Raw genomic sequence first — 14449 nt, 5'->3', positions numbered from 1 at the left:
GCTAGCTTCGGGGTTCTGTTCTGATCATGCAAGGCGACTTAAGGCCAAGCGCTTAAATAGCGCTGGCGCAGCTCGGGGGCGCGCGCTTCACGTTGCTGGCCGAGGGCTTGCCAGAAGCGTTGAGCCAGCTCCGGGTGGCGCTGATAGAACTGCTGGGACAGGGGCAGATGCCAGTCCGCTTCCAGCAGCGGTATGGGGTGAAACTGCAGTTGGCCTTGCAGCTGTAGTTTGGTGATCAGGGTTTGGCTGATCGAACGCTCGATCACGAAGCCATCGAGGCGGCCGCTGGCCACCAATTGCAGGGCTTTTTCCGCCGTGTACGAGGCGCTGGCCAGGGCCCCCAATTCTTCCAGGCGCTGACGAGTGAGGTAGCCCAAGGGGGCGCTCAGGCCATAGCGTAGATGCTTGAAGCGCTGGCCGTCCCACTCCAGCAGGCTGTCGCGGCGGGTGGCAATCGGGTAGTCGACCTGCCACAGCCGGTACTGCCGCTGCACCGGCAGGTCGTGTTTGCGGTCGCGGCCGGGGAACTGGCCCCAGGCATCGCGTTCCTCCTGCCAGATGGCTGGGAATATGCCGTCCACCTCGCCCTTCTGCAAGGCGAGGATGCAGCGTTTCCAAGGCTTGCGCTGCAAGGTAATGGGCAGCTCGGCCTGCGCCGCTGCGGCCTCGATAAGCTCCAGCAGAATCCCCGGGCCAGGGGGTTGCGCGCCGGTCGCCGGTGCCGTGAACGGCAGGTGGTCTTCCAGCTGGTAACACAGGCGCAGAACGCTAGCTCCTTCGGCCCGCAGCGCCTGGGACAGGAGTAAGAACACGAGCAGCATACTGATAAGGGCCGCTTGCATGATGCTGGGTCGCCGTGGCTGTGGAACACCCGGCAGCCTGAGTCGGCTGCGCGCTGCCTTGCATCTCCCTCCCTTGATTGTGGCCGCGCCGGAGTGTTCGTCAATTCGCCGTAGCCTTTGGCCGCGAGCTGCGGCGTGCTTAGAAGCCGGCTGCGTCGATATCGATCAGCAGCAGCTGTTTGCCGTTGTCAATAAATTGCCCGGCAGTCAGGCAGTACTGGTTGCTGGTGGCATCGCGGTAGGTGCTGGAGAGGATCAGTCGGCGTTCTTCCCAGCCCTCGGCCAGCAATTGGTAGAAGTACGGCCGCCAGGACCAGTTATGCCCGACATAGCGCGCATCGCTGTGCCAGCTGTGCTCGCGCCACTCCAGGTTGGCGGTGAGCTGGGTACCGTGGCGGTCGCATTGGTAGATGCGCAGCAGCCAGGGGTAGGCGTGCGGCTGCGGCAACTGATCGGCTGGCGCGCCGCCTTCGATCCAGGTTTTGAAACTGTTCATCAGCTCGCCCAGCTGCTGGCGCAGGGTCATCAGGCGTGCGCGTTCGGCGAGTTTCTGCTGCACATAATGGTCGCGCAATTGGGCGAAGCGTTTGACGAAGGCATTGCTGCTGAAAAACGCTTCTTCGGGTTTGGCAAACAGGTAGCCCTGCACGTAGCGCGCCCCACACTCCAGGGCAAAATCCAGCTCGGCTTCGGTTTCCACGCCCTCGGCGATGATCCAGCAACCGGTTTTTTCCGCCATCTGCGCCAGGGCCTTGACCACTTCGCTGCTCGGGCCGCCGCGCGCGGCCTGCTGGAACAGACGCATGTCCAGCTTGAGGATGTCCGGTTGCAGGGCCAGTACGCGGTCGAGCTGCGAATAGCCGGCACCGAAATCGTCGATGGCGATGCGCGCGCCGGCTTGGCGGTAGCGTTCGACCACGCCGGGTAAACGGTTGCTGGCACCACCCAACTCGGTGATTTCAAAGACGATGCGTGTCGGGTCGATACCGCTGCGCTGCAGCTGTTTCAAGCTGGGCAAGGCTTGCTCTGGACGCAGTCGACTGATCCAGCGCGGCGAGATATTCAGGCTGAGAAACCAGTCCTGCGGGGCGTCATGGAAGCGTGCCAGGGCTTGCTCGCGAACCTGGCGGTCGAGGCGGCGCAGGGCCGTGGGCGGGGTTTTCGGGTCACTGAACAGCGGGCCTGCCGAGTGCAGGCGGCCATCCTCACTGCGCAGTCGCGCGAGCGCCTCGACACCGGCAATACGTCCGGTGGCGGTATCGATAAAAGGTTGGAAGACCGCAAGCGGTTGACCGTTGAACACTGCGCAGTTCCTTAGCCAGGCAAAGCGCCCCGATGGGCGGCGTAGCCAAGGGACTAAGCAAGATCGTGGCCAGATTAATCCCCTGTATCTGCCTCTTTAGTCGTGCCTGCCGCTGTCTGCGGGCGGCGCTGCGGGTTGCGCCTGAGCAAGGGGAAGGCGATCAGGGCGATGCGCAGCCAGCGTCGCCAATGGCCACGGCGGATGCCCAGTGTGGCCAGCAATAGCGCACCCCCTGCGACCCAAAGTGGTGCATTGCTGTTGCCCAGCTCCTCGCGCCAGTGGCTGCTGAAGTGCTGCGCCTGACGCAGCGGTTGCAGCATCACCAGGGTTTCATGGCGCAGCTCCTGGCGGTGCATTTCCAGGCGCAGGCGCAGCATGGCCTTGCGCAGGTCGCGGCGTGAGGCGTTGGCCGGTAATTCGATCGGATTCATGGCAGCAGTTGCTCACGGTCGCGGGCCAGCTCTTCGAGGCTGGCGCTGAAAGGCGCGGGTGCGTTGTGGATGCGTAGCAGCAGTGCGGCCAGGCAGCTCAGCAGGCCCAGCCCATAAAAGGCGCACAGGCCGATCAGTACGCTGACCCGATGGCTTTCCCAGAAGATCACCAGCAGCGCCGCAGACAGGCCGATCAACAGCAGCAGGCCGAAGGTCAGGCTCAGGCTGGTCAGTACCAGCAGGCGCAGGGTGTGGCTTTGCTGTTCTTTCAGTTCTTCGCCGAATAGGGCGATATGGCCCTGCACCAGCCCCATAAGGGCCGCCGCAAAACGCCGCGGCGCGCTGCCGCGGCTGGAGGAGGAAGGGGGGGTAGCATCCATGGTCAGTCTCGCGTGTTAGCGCCGGGAAATCAGCATGCCGAGCAACAGGCCAATGCCGGCGGCAATGCCCAAGGTTTGCCAGGGGTGGCTCTGTACATAGCCTTCGGTGGCCTCAAGCGCGGCTTTACCGCGTTGGTGCAGGGCGTCTTCGGCGTTGTGCAGGGTGCTGCGGGCGCGGCCGAGGCTGCTGCGGATCTGTTCGCGCAGCTCTTCGGCCTGCTCACCGGCCAGGCTGGCGGAGTGTTGCAGCAAGCGTTCGGTGTCGCGTACCAGGGCCTGGAATTCTTCGAGCAGTTGATCCTGGCTGGGTGGGGTAGGACTTTTGCGGGTCATAAGGTCTCTCCGTTGACGGCGTCAGTGTAGGGCGTTCGAGTAGCCAGAGGACACTGAGGTTGCTTTTTTCTGCGGATCGCGTGTTGAGCACCTTTGCGGCGCACGGGCTGGTATAGCGCTTGCATTGGGTTGGTGCGCAGCCTCGGTCAAGCGCGCCTTTATGGGGCCTTGAGGGGTTTGGCCAGGATGCCGTGGTGCATCAATAACTCATTAATAACTATGGAATAAGTGCCTCGATACGAATTGCCCGTGGTGCCGTTTGACGGTGTCGCTGGCAGGGTGTCGATCCGGTGGAAGGCTATCTGTGCCGTTAAATGGTGCGTAGATGGCTGGTCGTGATCCGCTTTGGTGCTTTTCCCTCGCGACGGAGTTTTCTTCGCAGATGGAAAACCTCAACAGTGCTGTGCAAACCCTGATTCATGGCTCCAACACCCTGTTTATTCTGCTCGGTGCGGTGATGGTGCTGGCCATGCACGCCGGCTTCGCCTTCCTCGAAGTAGGTACGGTGCGGCAGAAGAATCAGGTCAATGCCTTGTCGAAGATCATCTCCGACTTCGCCGTTTCGGCGCTGGCCTACTTCTTTGTCGGCTATTGGATTGCCTACGGCGTGACCTTCCTCGAACCGGCCAAGGTGCTGACCGAGGGCCATGGTTATGGCCTGGTGAAGTTCTTCTTCCTGCTGACCTTTGCCGCGGCGATTCCCGCGATCATTTCCGGCGGCATTGCCGAGCGCGCCAAGTTCGGCCCGCAACTGTGCGCCACGGTGCTGATCGTCGCGTTCATCTACCCGTTCTTCGAGGGGATGATCTGGAACGGCAACTACGGCGTGCAGGCCTGGCTGGAGGCGCAGTTTGGCGCGACCTTCCATGACTTCGCCGGCTCCGTGGTGGTGCATGCGGTGGGTGGCTGGCTGGCGTTCGGCGCGGTAATCCTGCTCGGCCGGCGCGATGGGCGTTATCGGGATGGACGTCTGGTGGCCTTTGCGCCGTCGAATATTCCGTTTCTGGCCCTTGGCTCGTGGATTCTGATCATTGGCTGGTTCGGCTTTAACGTGATGAGCGCGCAGACGCTGGGCAGCGTCAGCGGCCTGGTGGCGGTCAACACCCTGATGGCGATGGTCGGTGGTACGGTCGCGGCGTTGGTGGTGGGGCGCAATGACCCGGGCTTCCTGCACAACGGCCCGCTGGCTGGACTGGTGGCGGTGTGCGCCGGTTCCGACCTGATGCATCCGGTCGGTGCGCTGGCGACTGGGCTGCTGGCCGGTGCGCTGTTTGTTTGGGCGTTTACCGCGACCCAGGTGAAATGGAAAATCGACGATGTGCTCGGCGTCTGGCCGTTGCATGGCCTGTGCGGCGTGTGGGGCGGTATCGCCTGCGGCATCTTCGGTCAGGAGGCGCTGGGCGGTCTGGGCGGCGTCAGCATTGCCAGTCAACTGATCGGCACCGCGCTGGGCGTGCTGGTGGCGCTACTTGGCGGCCTGCTGGTGTACGGCGTGCTGAAAGTCACCGTGGGCATTCGCCTGACTCAGGAAGAGGAGTACTACGGTGCCGACCTCTCGGTGCACAAGATCGGCTCCATCAGCCAGGATTGATGGCTACGCGCTAATGCAAAAGGCCCGGACAGTGTCCGGGCCTTTTTATTGCAACCTGCTTAAGTGTTGAGGCTTAGAGCAGTGGCAGGGTGTAGCTGACAATCAGACGGTTCTCGTCGATGTCGCGGCTGAAGTTGTTGCGCATGGTTGCGTTGCGCCACTTCACGCCGAGGTTCTTCAGTGCGCCGTCCTGGATCACGTAGGCGATATCCGTGTTGCGCTCCCACTCGGTGCCATCGGTTGCGCCCGGGCGGTCGATGTTGTCGCCGCTCAGGTAGCGGGTCATAAAGGTCAGGCCGGGAATGCCGATGGCGGCGAAGTTGAAGTCGTAACGCGCCTGCCAAGAGGTTTCGTCCTTGGCGGCGAAGTTGCCGATCTGCACGTAGTTGACCAGGAACGGATCGGTGCCGCCGACGTAGGCGAAGCCGGTGTCGCCGCTCATCTTCTGGTAGCCGAGGCCGAGGCTGTGGCCGCTCAGCGCATAGGTGAGCATCGCGCCGAAGGCTTTGTTGTCGACGTTGCTCAGGCCGTCATCGCTGGAGCGGGCGTAGCGCAGGTCGGTTTTTAGCGACTGGTTTTCTGCCAGTGGCAACACGTGCACCAGGTTGACCGAGTGCTGCTTATACATGTCCTCCAGGTTGCTGTAGTAGTAGCCGCCCGTGAGGCTGTCGGTCAGTTTGTAGCTGCCGCCGGCAAAGATGAATTCGTTGCTCAGGTTGGCGCTGTTGCCGCCCTTGAAGGTGATGCCGCTGAGGGCGTAGGTGTTCAGGGTCATGTCTTCGTAATCTTGCGAGTTACGATTGTTGACCTCATCCAGATAACCGGCATCGAGGGTCAGTCCGGCAATGTCCTTGGAGACCAGGTTGCCGCCACGGAACACCTGCGGCAGCAGGCGGCTGTCGCTGGAGCCAATGGCCTGGTTCTTCAGTTGCAGGGTGCCAACTTTGAGCACGCTTTCGGCCACCTTGGCTTTGGCCGTCAGGCCGAGGTCGCCGTAGTTGTCCTGCGAGCCGCCGGAGCGATCCGGGTTGAGCAGGCCGGTGCCGGCCGTGCCGTCGCCGGAATCCAGCTTGAGGCCGAGGCTGCCCAGTGCATCGACACCAAAACCCACGGTGCCTTCGGTAAAGCCGGACTCCAGGCGCAGGAGGAAGCCCTGGGCCCATTCCTCCTGTTTGGCCTGGCCGGCACCTTCACGGAAATCACGGTTGAAATAGAAGTTGCGCGCTTCGATGCTGGCTTTGCTGTCCTTGATAAATTCAGCCTGGGCCAGGGTTGGCAGGGTCAAGCAGGTGCCCAGTGCGGCGAGTGCCACAGCGCGGGCGAGGGGAGTTCGGCTCATTATTGTTAGCTCCTCGTGTGTGCGGGTCGGCTTGTGACCGAGCTGTTACAGCGAGGCGCAATAAACCATGTGGTGGGGCGCTTGACTCTTAGACTTTGGTCGGCGCGGGCAGGTTGCCGGCGGCCTGCCGTTGATCGGTTTATCCGGCAATCCGGCTAAAGTTTCAGCGCTTGCCGCCGCCAACCAATCAGATACACCGCCCAGGTAATTTGCCATGAACCCTCTGGCCTCGCTGTCACCCTCCGTTTCACATTCATCCTCCACCCATTGCCCGCCTGTGGTACGCAACGTTGCCGATGCGCAGACGACCCTGGCCAACCGTCTGGCTGAACGCCTGGGCCTTGCGCCTGGCGCGCTGGCGGGCAAGGCCGACGACTACACCCCGGAGAAAGTCGCCGAGCGCATTCTCGGTTTTGTCGAGCGACGTCTGCAGAGCGAGGAAGCTGCCGGGGCCGATACCAGCAAGCTCAAGGGCCTGCTCGCCCAGGCGCGCAGCGGCGTGGAAAAAGGCTTTGCCGATGCGCGCAAGATTCTCGACGGCATGGGCATGCTGCAAGGCAAGGTGGCGAGCGATATCGACGACACCTACCAGAAGATCCAGGACGGCTTCAGCGATCTGGACAAGCGTTTTAACCCAGTCGCCACCCCCTCCAGTACCGGCAGCGCAGCCGTGGCCGCTTACAGCGAGCGTTTTGCCGCCCAGGCGGAAACCTTCGATATGGAAGTGACCACCCGTGATGGCGATCGCCTGCGTATTTCCATTGCCCAGGCTTCGGCCAACTGGTCGCAGAGCAGTGTCGCCGCAAGCAGCAATGGCAACGGCAGTGCGCTGGTGGCCAGCAGCCAGTCGGGCAGCATGCAGATCGGCGCGTGGCAGGTCAGTATCGAAGGCGAATTGGACGAGGAAGAGCGCGGCGCGCTGGAAAAACTCTTCGGCCAGGTGCAAGAGCTCTCCGACAAGTTCTACTCCGGCGACTTGTCCGGTGCCTTCGACCGCGCCATGGCTCTGGAGATGGACGGTGAGCAACTGGCGTCTATGTCCCTGCGCCTGACCCAGACCAGCGTGCGCCAGGCTACCGATGCCTACAGCGCCGTGGCGCAAGATGGCGGGCAGGCCGCCAGTGCCGTCAACGCCTCGCTGATCGACTATGCCCAGGGCTTGCTGGAGGCCTTGCGCAGCGCCAATGAGGCGATCGAAGAAGGCCAGGGCAAGTCCAGCCTGCTCGATCTGCTCAAGGGCGGGTTCTCCCTCGATGAGCGTTTCGATGCGGGCCGTCTGGACAAGGCCGAGCAGCTCAACAGCCGTCTGCTCGATGGCCTGCAAAGCCTGCTCGCGCCGCAGGTGCCGGCCAGCCCCGAGGCACCCGGCACTTCCGCCTGAGGCAAGTGCTAGACTGCACGTCTCGTAGTGAGTGGAGGCGTGCAGATGATCCCGGAGTGTCAATTGTTCGGTACGCTCGGTTGCCACCTGTGCGAAGTGGCCGAGGCATTGCTGATGCCTTTTGTCGAGCACGGCCTGCTGGTTGAACTGGTGGATATCGCCGAACATGAAGATTGGGTCGAGCACTACGGCCTGCGCATCCCGGTGCTGCGCCGTACCGACAGCGGTGCCGAGCTGGACTGGCCGTTCGAAGCCGAACAGATTGTGGAATTCTTGCGTTGAGCGTGATCGTTAAGCGGGCATCGCGCCGCGTGGTATTAGCGTTGTTGAGGGAAGAAAATCGATGAGCATGGTGCTGGGTGATGCCTTATCGCTGCTGTTGTTTCGTTTGCACAGTGGTCGCTTGCTCGGGATTAACCTGCTCAAGGTTCAGGAAATCATTCCCTGCCCGGCATTGACCAAGCTGCCCAGCCGCCATCCGCATGTCCGTGGCGTGGCCACCTTGCGTGGTTCGGCGTTGACGGTGATCGATCTGGCCAAGGCCATCGGCGAGCAGGGCGTGCCCGGCAACAACGACGGTTGCCTGATCGTCACCGAACTCAGCCGCTCGCGTCAGGGCCTGCATGTGCAGAGTGTCGAGCGCATCGTGCAGTGCTACACCCGTGACGTGCGCCCGCCGCCGGCGGGTTCTGGTGGCAAGGCCTTTATCACTGGGGTGACGCAGATCGATGGCAAGATCGTGCAAATTCTCGATATCGAGAAAGTCCTGCACGAGCTCGCGCCCGCGATTGTCGAAGAACTCGACGAGCAGCAGCTGTCGGAAAGTGAGCGCAACCTGCTCAGGGGGCGGCGCGTACTGGTGGTGGATGATTCCCACGTGGCGTTGCACCAGACCATGATCACCTTGCGCAAGCTGGAACTGGACTGTCAGATGGTGCGCAGCGCCGCCGCCGCTCTGGAGCTTTTGCACAGCGAGCATGCCGCCGGGCAACCGATAGAGGTGCTGGTGTCGGACATCGAAATGCCGGAAATGGACGGCTATGATCTGGTGCGAGCGATTCGCAAGGATCCGCAGATAGGCCAGATCTACGTGCTGTTGCACACCTCGCTGGACAGCACCATGAACACCGAGAAGGCCAAGGCGGTAGGTGCCAACGATGTGCTGACCAAGTTCTCGACCGTCGACCTGAGCAAGTCATTGGTGCGTGCGTTTGAAACCCTTGATTAGCGCTTGCCAGCGTCCACAAAAAAGCCCGCGATAAGCGGGCTTTTTTACGGCTGCCACACGCTCTGGAGACGCTGGCAATGGCACCGCTGTTTACAGCTCTTTGACGGTACGCACTTGATCCTTGTTGACCTTGGCGCGCTTGCCGTCCAGTTGCTCGAACTCATAGAAGCCCGAGTCCTCGTCGAAGATCGGCTCGTCCACGGCCTGGATTTCGCGGCCATCGTTGAGGGTGATCACCGCGGGTGATGCACAACCTGTCAGCGTGATCAGGCCCAAGGTAAACAGGAATGCCGGAATAATCCGCTGAGTCATAGGGTTCTCCTTGATTGATAGAGGTTTACCCTGGTTGAGACGGGGCTGTGCCGGCCAAGTTCCCTTGCCGAGGGTTAGCCGCGGGCTGCCAGCAATTGCGGCGTATTGAAATTGGCCAGGCGCGGGTCATCTACCGGGCAGGCCATAGTCACCGGGTCGAGGCTGCGCAGCCAGCGTTGCGGGCTGCGTTCGCCGGCTTGCCAGGCCTGTTCCAGGTCCGGGTAGAGCGCCTGCGGAATGACGCTGAACAGCGGCTCCAGGTAGTCGCCCTGACGCACCACCACCGCGCGTTCGCCGGCTTGCTGCAGCAGTGCTTCGAGCAGTGCCCGGTCAAGCTGCGGGGCATCGCAGGGCAGGATCAGCATCTGCTTATACCGGGCGATGCGCAGGCCGGCGCGAATGCCTGCCAGGGGGCCCTGGAAGTCGCCACTGCCATCCGCGACAGAGTCATCCGCAATCAGGCGATCGGCGAAGGGCGCATAACGCTCGGCGTTGCGGTTGCAGGAGATGATCAGGTCATCACTGAGCGGGCGCACCAAATCATGCAACCAGGCAATCAACGGACGGCCCTGCCAGTCGAGCAGGCCCTTGTCCTGGCCGCCCATGCGCTGCCCACGACCACCCGAGAGCAGCAGTACGGAGCAGGTGGGCAGGGTGCTGAGAGCGGGCATGGCGGAGCCTCCGGGGATGGGCCTGTGATATAACGGCGGCATTATCGCCCATAATTGGAAGCCTGCCATGAACCACAAGGCCGAGGCACATTTCGTGCCCTTGAATATCGCGGTGTTGACCGTCAGTGATACCCGCAGCCTGGACACCGACACCTCCGGCCAGCTGTTTGTCGACCGCCTGCAAGCCGCCGGCCACCAGCTCGCCGCACGGGTCTTGCTGAAGGACGATCTGTACAAGATTCGCGCCCAGGTCGCCACCTGGATTGCCGAAGACCAGGTGCAGGTGGTGCTGATTACCGGTGGCACCGGCTTCACTGGCCGCGACAGCACCCCGGAAGCGGTGGCCTGTCTGCTGGACAAGCAGGTCGATGGCTTTGGCGAACTGTTCCGGCAGATTTCCGTGGCTGATATCGGTACCTCCACCATTCAATCCCGCGCCCTGGCTGGCCTGGCCAATGGCACCCTGGTGTGCTGCCTGCCGGGCTCGACCAATGCCTGCCGCACCGCCTGGGACGGCATCCTCGGTGAGCAGTTGGATAACCGTCATCGCCCGTGTAATTTCGTGCCCCACCTGAAACAGGTGGCTGCCTGCGAGAGCCGTGGATGAGCTGCTGTGACAAACCTGGGCTGATGCCCGTTGAGGCGGCGCTGGCGCGTTTGCTGGCGCAGGCCGAGGCCAGCGCGATTGTTGAATGTGAGCGGGTCATGCTGAGCGACGCCGCTGGCCGGGTATTGGCCGAGCCGTTGCTGGCCGAGCTGGATCTACCGCCTTGGGACAACAGCGCCATGGATGGCTACGCCTTGCGCCTGGCCGACTGGACGGGTGAGCCGCTAGTTGTCAGCCAGCGTATCCAGGCCGGTAGCGCGCCTGCGCCTTTGCAGCCCGGCACCTGCGCGCGGATCTTTACCGGCGCGCCCTTGCCGGCCGGTGCCGATAGCGTGGAAATGCAGGAAAACGCCGTGCTCGGTGAAGACGGCCGCGTTGCCTTTAGCGAGCCGCTAAAGCTCGGGCAGAACGTGCGCGCCCAGGGCCAGGAAACCCGTATCGGTGACTCGGTATTGCCGGCCGGTACTCGTTTGGGGCCGATTGAACTGGGTCTGGCTGCGTCTCTGGGTTGCGCCGAGTTGACGGTGCGCCGGCGGCCGCGCGTGGCGGTGCTGTCCACTGGCGATGAGCTGGTCGAGCCGGGTCAACCGCTGGGGCCAGGGCAAATCTACAACAGCAATCGCCGTTTGCTGATCGCTTGGCTGCAGCGCCTGGGCTGTGAAGTGGTGGACGGCGGCATTCTGCTCGATGATCTGGAGCTGACCCGCGCGGCGTTGGCTGCACTGAGCGATGTTGACCTGATTCTGTCGACCGGTGGTGTGTCGGTGGGCGAGGCGGATTTCCTCGGTATGGCCCTGCGCGAAGAGGGTGAGTTGGCGCTGTGGAGGCTGGCGATCAAGCCGGGCAAGCCACTCACCTGCGGGCAGTTTCGCGGTGTGCCGGTGATCGGCTTGCCGGGTAATCCGGCCTCAACCCTGGTGACCTTTGGTTTGTTGGCACGGCCTTATCTGCTGCGTCGTCTGGGCGTGCAGCGGGTCGAGCCGCTGGGCTTTCCGATGCCGGCAGGTTTCACCTGGAGCAAGCCAGGCAATCGCCGCGAATACCTGCGTGCGCGCCTGGAAAACGGCCGGGTGGTGCCTTACCCGAACCAGAGCTCCGGGGTGCTGCGCAGCGCGGCCTGGGCTGAGGGTTTTGCCGAGGTGCTGGAAAACACCACGCTCGCCGAGGGCGATAGCCTGAGGTTTATCCCGCTAAGTGAGATTCTCGGCTAGGGCCGCGTAGGATGGGTTGAGCGCAGCGATACCCATGCTGCCCAATTGATGGGTTACGCCTGAGGCTAACCCATCCTACGTTTTGCGCCGGCTCTCGCGGAATTCGCCGGGGGTCTGCCCGGTCCAGCTCTTGAAGCTGCGGTGGAATGAACGCGACTCGGTAAAGCCCAGGTAGCTGGCGATGTCCTGAATCGCCAGGTCGCTGCGCAGCAGGTAGTGCTCGGCCAGCTCCTGGCGCAGCTCATCGAGAATCTGTTGGTAGCTGGTGCCGGCCAGCTGCAGATGACGCTGCAGGGTACGCACCGTCATGCTGAATTTCTCCGCCACTCGCTCCTTGCGTGGCAAGCCATCCTTGAGCAGCAGGCGCAGGGCGTTTTTCACCCGTTGCGGCAGTGGCTCGTTGTCGTCCAACCCGGCCATCAGGGTCAGCGCGTGTTCTTCCAGGGTACGCAGCAGGTTGGCGTCGGCCTGGCGCAGCGGCACCGCCAGGTATTCCAGCGGCACGACCAGCGCGTTGCAGCTCTGCTCGAAGCGGATCGGGCAGGCAAAGAGGGCCTCGTACTCGCTGATCTCTACCCCTGGCGGCAGGGCATGCTCGAACCACACCTCCCGCGGCGAGCTGTCCGAATCGGAGATCCAGCGCGCATACAGCAGCCAGGAGGCCAGCACGTTTTCCACCATATGGCGGCGAATGGTGGGCTCGTCGTGACGGCATGTCCAGATCAGACGAACGTGGTCGCTGGCCGCCTCGACCCGACTGACGCCCATGTCGCCGACCAGTTTTTCATAGGGCACGATGCGGCTCATGGCCTCGCCCAGGGTCGCGCAGTTCATGGTGATATAACCCAGTACGCTCCAGGACCCTGGCTGTACAAAACGCGCGCAATGCAGGCCGAACAGCGGGTCGTCGGACACCTGCAGCAGGTGCGCGAGAAGGCGCTCGTGGGTACTGCTGGGCATGCGCCTGCCGTTGTCCGCCAGGTCCTCGGCAGTCATCCCGGCGGCTGCCAGTGCCTGGTCGATATCCAGACCCAGCTGTTCGGCATGGCGCAGGTACTTGAGCAGGGCAGGGACAGAGGTGTAGCCGAGGTTTTCCATGATTGTGCTTATTCTGAATGTCTTGATTGGCGATAACGCCTGGCTCGATTCGACAGTGACGCCTTTGAGCGGCCAGCTAGTATAGGCAGCCATTAAGGGTGACTGAAATATCCGGGAGAAGCACATGCGACGTTGGAACGGCTGGGGTGATGAGGCAACAGTGGTGGAACTGCCAGCGCATGGCGAGGCTTTTCTCGCGGATCTGGTCGGTCCCGGCCAGGTGCTTGCCGATGCCAGCCTGGAGCAGGTACTGGCTAAGGTGCCGGCTTCGCGTCTGCAGGCGCACCCGCTGATCTGCCTGAACGCCGATGATCGCCTGCGCCACGCCCGCGGCCAGAGCCTGCCGGATTGGCTGGCAATGCGTTCCGGCGATTTCGGCGTGTTCCCCGATGGCGTCGCTTACCCGGAAAGCCCAGCGCAGATCCGCGAGCTGCTGGAATGGGCCAGCGCGCAGGACCTGATTGTGATCCCCTATGGTGGCGGCACCTCGGTGGCCGGGCATATCAACCCGCAGGCCGGCAGCAAACCGGTGCTGACCCTGTCGCTTGAGCGCATGGGCAAGCTGATCGAAATCGACCACGACAGCCTGATCGCCACCTTCGGCCCCGGTGCCACTGGCCCGCAGGTGGAAAGCCAGCTGCGCGCCCAGGGCTACACCCTCGGTCATTTCCCGCAATCTTGGGAGCTGTCGACCCTCGGTGGCTGGGTGGCCAGCCGTTCCAGCGGTCAGCAGTCGCTGCGCTACGGGCGTATCGAGCAGTTGTTTGCCGGTGGCAAGGTTGAGACCTTCGCCGGCACATTGGATATTCCGACTTTCCCGGCGTCCGCCGCAGGCCCCGACCTGCGTGAAATCCTGATGGGTTCGGAAGGGCGCTTCGGCATTATTTCCGAGGTCAAGGTGCGTATTACCCGACTGGCCGAGCAGGAAAATTTCTACGCGGTGTTCCTGCCCAACTGGCAGCAGGCGCTGAACGCCATTCGCAGCCTGGCTCAGGCGCGGGTGCCGCTGTCGATGCTGCGCTTGTCCAATGCCATCGAAACCAAGACTCAACTGGCCCTGGCCGGCCATCCGCAGCAGATCGCCTGGCTGGAGAAATACCTGGCCCTGCGCGGTGCCCGCGATGGCAAGTGCATGCTGACTTTCGGCGTGACCGGTAGCCGCACGCAGAACGCCGCTTCGCTGAAACAGGCGAAGAAGCTGCTGAAAAGTTTTGATGGTGTGTTTACCGGCACCCTGCTGGGCAAGAAGTGGGCAGAAAACCGCTTCCGTTTCCCCTATCTGCGCCACGGCCTGTGGGCCGCCGGTTACGCGGTGGACACCCTGGAAACTGCCACCGACTGGAGCAACGTCGACAGCCTGCTGAACAAGGTCGAGGCCAGCCTGCGCAACGGTCTGAGTGAAGAGGGCGAGCAGGTGCATGTGTTTACCCACCTGTCCCACGTCTACAACGAAGGTTCGAGCATCTACACCACCTACGTGTTTCGCCCTGGCAACAGCTACGCCGAGGCCATGGCGCGCTGGCAGAAGCTCAAGCACGCCGCCAGCCTGACCATCGCCGAAAACCGCGGCACCATCAGCCATCAGCACGGTGTCGGTCGCGATCACGCGCCTTATCTGTCGGTGGAGAAGGGCGAATTGGGCATGGCCACGCTCAAGGCGTTGGCCGGGCACTTCGACCCCGAGCAGCGCCTGGCCCCTGGCGTGCTGATTCAGGATTGATG

At 62.8% G+C, this 14449-nt stretch carries 16 protein-coding genes; 7 read left to right on the top strand and 9 right to left on the bottom strand.

The annotated features are described in order from the left end of the window. Window positions 1-38: 38 nt before the first annotated feature. From WBK23_RS04440 to WBK23_RS04420, 5 genes are all read right to left on the bottom strand, one after another. Window positions 39-812, bottom strand: coding sequence for a substrate-binding periplasmic protein (locus WBK23_RS04440; protein WP_424482765.1), 774 nt, complete (start codon window positions 810-812; stop codon window positions 39-41). Window positions 813-981: 169 nt separating this feature from the next. Beyond that, window positions 982-2145, bottom strand: a complete 1164-nt coding sequence (locus WBK23_RS04435; protein ID WP_424482764.1) for an EAL domain-containing protein — start codon at window positions 2143-2145, stop codon at window positions 982-984. 74 nt (window positions 2146-2219) lie between these two features. Continuing rightward, window positions 2220-2576: a hypothetical protein gene (locus WBK23_RS04430; protein WP_424482763.1), complete on the bottom strand. Its 357-nt coding sequence runs from the start codon at window positions 2574-2576 to the stop codon at window positions 2220-2222. Beyond that, window positions 2573-2956 (bottom strand): phage holin family protein, encoded by a 384-nt coding sequence (locus tag WBK23_RS04425; protein ID WP_424482762.1) that lies wholly within the window; start codon window positions 2954-2956, stop codon window positions 2573-2575. Before WBK23_RS04425 ends, WBK23_RS04430 begins: the two co-directional genes overlap by 4 nt. 15 nt (window positions 2957-2971) lie before the next feature. Beyond that, window positions 2972-3289, bottom strand: a complete 318-nt coding sequence (locus WBK23_RS04420; protein WP_424482761.1) for a DUF883 family protein — start codon at window positions 3287-3289, stop codon at window positions 2972-2974. Window positions 3290-3671: 382 nt separating this feature from the next. On the opposite strand from WBK23_RS04420, the gene WBK23_RS04415 reads away from it, so the two are divergent. Next, window positions 3672-4880: an ammonium transporter gene (locus WBK23_RS04415; protein WP_424482760.1), complete on the top strand. Its 1209-nt coding sequence runs from the start codon at window positions 3672-3674 to the stop codon at window positions 4878-4880. A 73-nt stretch (window positions 4881-4953) separates the two neighbouring features. On the opposite strand, the gene WBK23_RS04410 is transcribed toward WBK23_RS04415, so the two are convergent. After that, window positions 4954-6219 (bottom strand): OprD family porin, encoded by a 1266-nt coding sequence (locus tag WBK23_RS04410; RefSeq protein ID WP_424482759.1) that lies wholly within the window; start codon window positions 6217-6219, stop codon window positions 4954-4956. 214 nt (window positions 6220-6433) lie between these two features. Between WBK23_RS04410 and WBK23_RS04405 the strand changes: the two genes are divergently transcribed. The 3 genes from WBK23_RS04405 (at window position 6434) to WBK23_RS04395 (ending at window position 8828) form a co-directional block, all read left to right on the top strand. After that, a complete protein-coding gene (locus tag WBK23_RS04405) occupies window positions 6434-7600 on the top strand; it encodes a DUF5610 domain-containing protein (protein WP_424482758.1) in 1167 nt (388 codons plus the stop codon). A 45-nt stretch (window positions 7601-7645) separates the two neighbouring features. Beyond that, window positions 7646-7882, top strand: coding sequence for a glutaredoxin family protein (locus WBK23_RS04400; protein ID WP_424482757.1), 237 nt, complete (start codon window positions 7646-7648; stop codon window positions 7880-7882). A 61-nt stretch (window positions 7883-7943) separates the two neighbouring features. After that, a complete protein-coding gene (locus WBK23_RS04395; RefSeq protein WP_424482756.1) occupies window positions 7944-8828 on the top strand; it encodes a chemotaxis protein CheV in 885 nt (294 codons plus the stop codon). Between the two features lie 90 nt (window positions 8829-8918). Here WBK23_RS04395 and WBK23_RS04390 read toward each other — a convergent pair whose 3' ends face one another. Further along, entirely contained in the window at window positions 8919-9140 is a 222-nt protein-coding gene (locus WBK23_RS04390) for a YgdI/YgdR family lipoprotein (RefSeq protein ID WP_424482755.1), read from the bottom strand. A 74-nt stretch (window positions 9141-9214) separates the two neighbouring features. Then, a complete protein-coding gene (mobA, locus tag WBK23_RS04385) occupies window positions 9215-9811 on the bottom strand; it encodes a molybdenum cofactor guanylyltransferase MobA (protein ID WP_424482754.1) in 597 nt (198 codons plus the stop codon). A 67-nt stretch (window positions 9812-9878) separates the two neighbouring features. Here mobA and moaB point away from each other — a divergent pair, with 67 nt between their 5' ends. Both moaB and glp read left to right on the top strand, forming a co-directional pair. Continuing rightward, window positions 9879-10418: a molybdenum cofactor biosynthesis protein B gene (gene moaB / locus WBK23_RS04380; RefSeq protein WP_424482753.1), complete on the top strand. Its 540-nt coding sequence runs from the start codon at window positions 9879-9881 to the stop codon at window positions 10416-10418. Then, the gene (gene glp, locus WBK23_RS04375; protein WP_424482752.1) at window positions 10415-11629 is read left to right on the top strand and encodes a gephyrin-like molybdotransferase Glp; all 1215 of its coding nucleotides are present in this window, start codon (window positions 10415-10417) and stop codon (window positions 11627-11629) included. The genes moaB and glp overlap by 4 nt, the downstream gene beginning before the upstream one ends. Window positions 11630-11704: 75 nt before the next feature. Here the strand turns inward: glp and WBK23_RS04370 are convergent, their stop codons facing one another. Next, window positions 11705-12727 carry an AraC family transcriptional regulator gene (locus tag WBK23_RS04370; RefSeq protein WP_424482751.1) on the bottom strand — a complete coding sequence of 341 codons (1023 nt, stop codon included), beginning with the start codon at window positions 12725-12727 and terminating at the stop codon, window positions 11705-11707. A gap of 124 nt (window positions 12728-12851) precedes the next feature. On the opposite strand from WBK23_RS04370, the gene WBK23_RS04365 reads away from it, so the two are divergent. Beyond that, window positions 12852-14447, top strand: a complete 1596-nt coding sequence (locus WBK23_RS04365; RefSeq protein WP_424482750.1) for an FAD-binding oxidoreductase — start codon at window positions 12852-12854, stop codon at window positions 14445-14447. Window positions 14448-14449: the final 2 nt, after the last annotated feature.

It is taken from the genome of Pseudomonas sp., from assembly GCF_049653025.1.
Taxonomy (GTDB): Bacteria; Pseudomonadota; Gammaproteobacteria; order Pseudomonadales; family Pseudomonadaceae; genus Aquipseudomonas.
The sequence above is the reverse complement of the archived record's forward strand: the minus strand, read 5'-3'. Positions and strand labels throughout refer to the sequence as shown.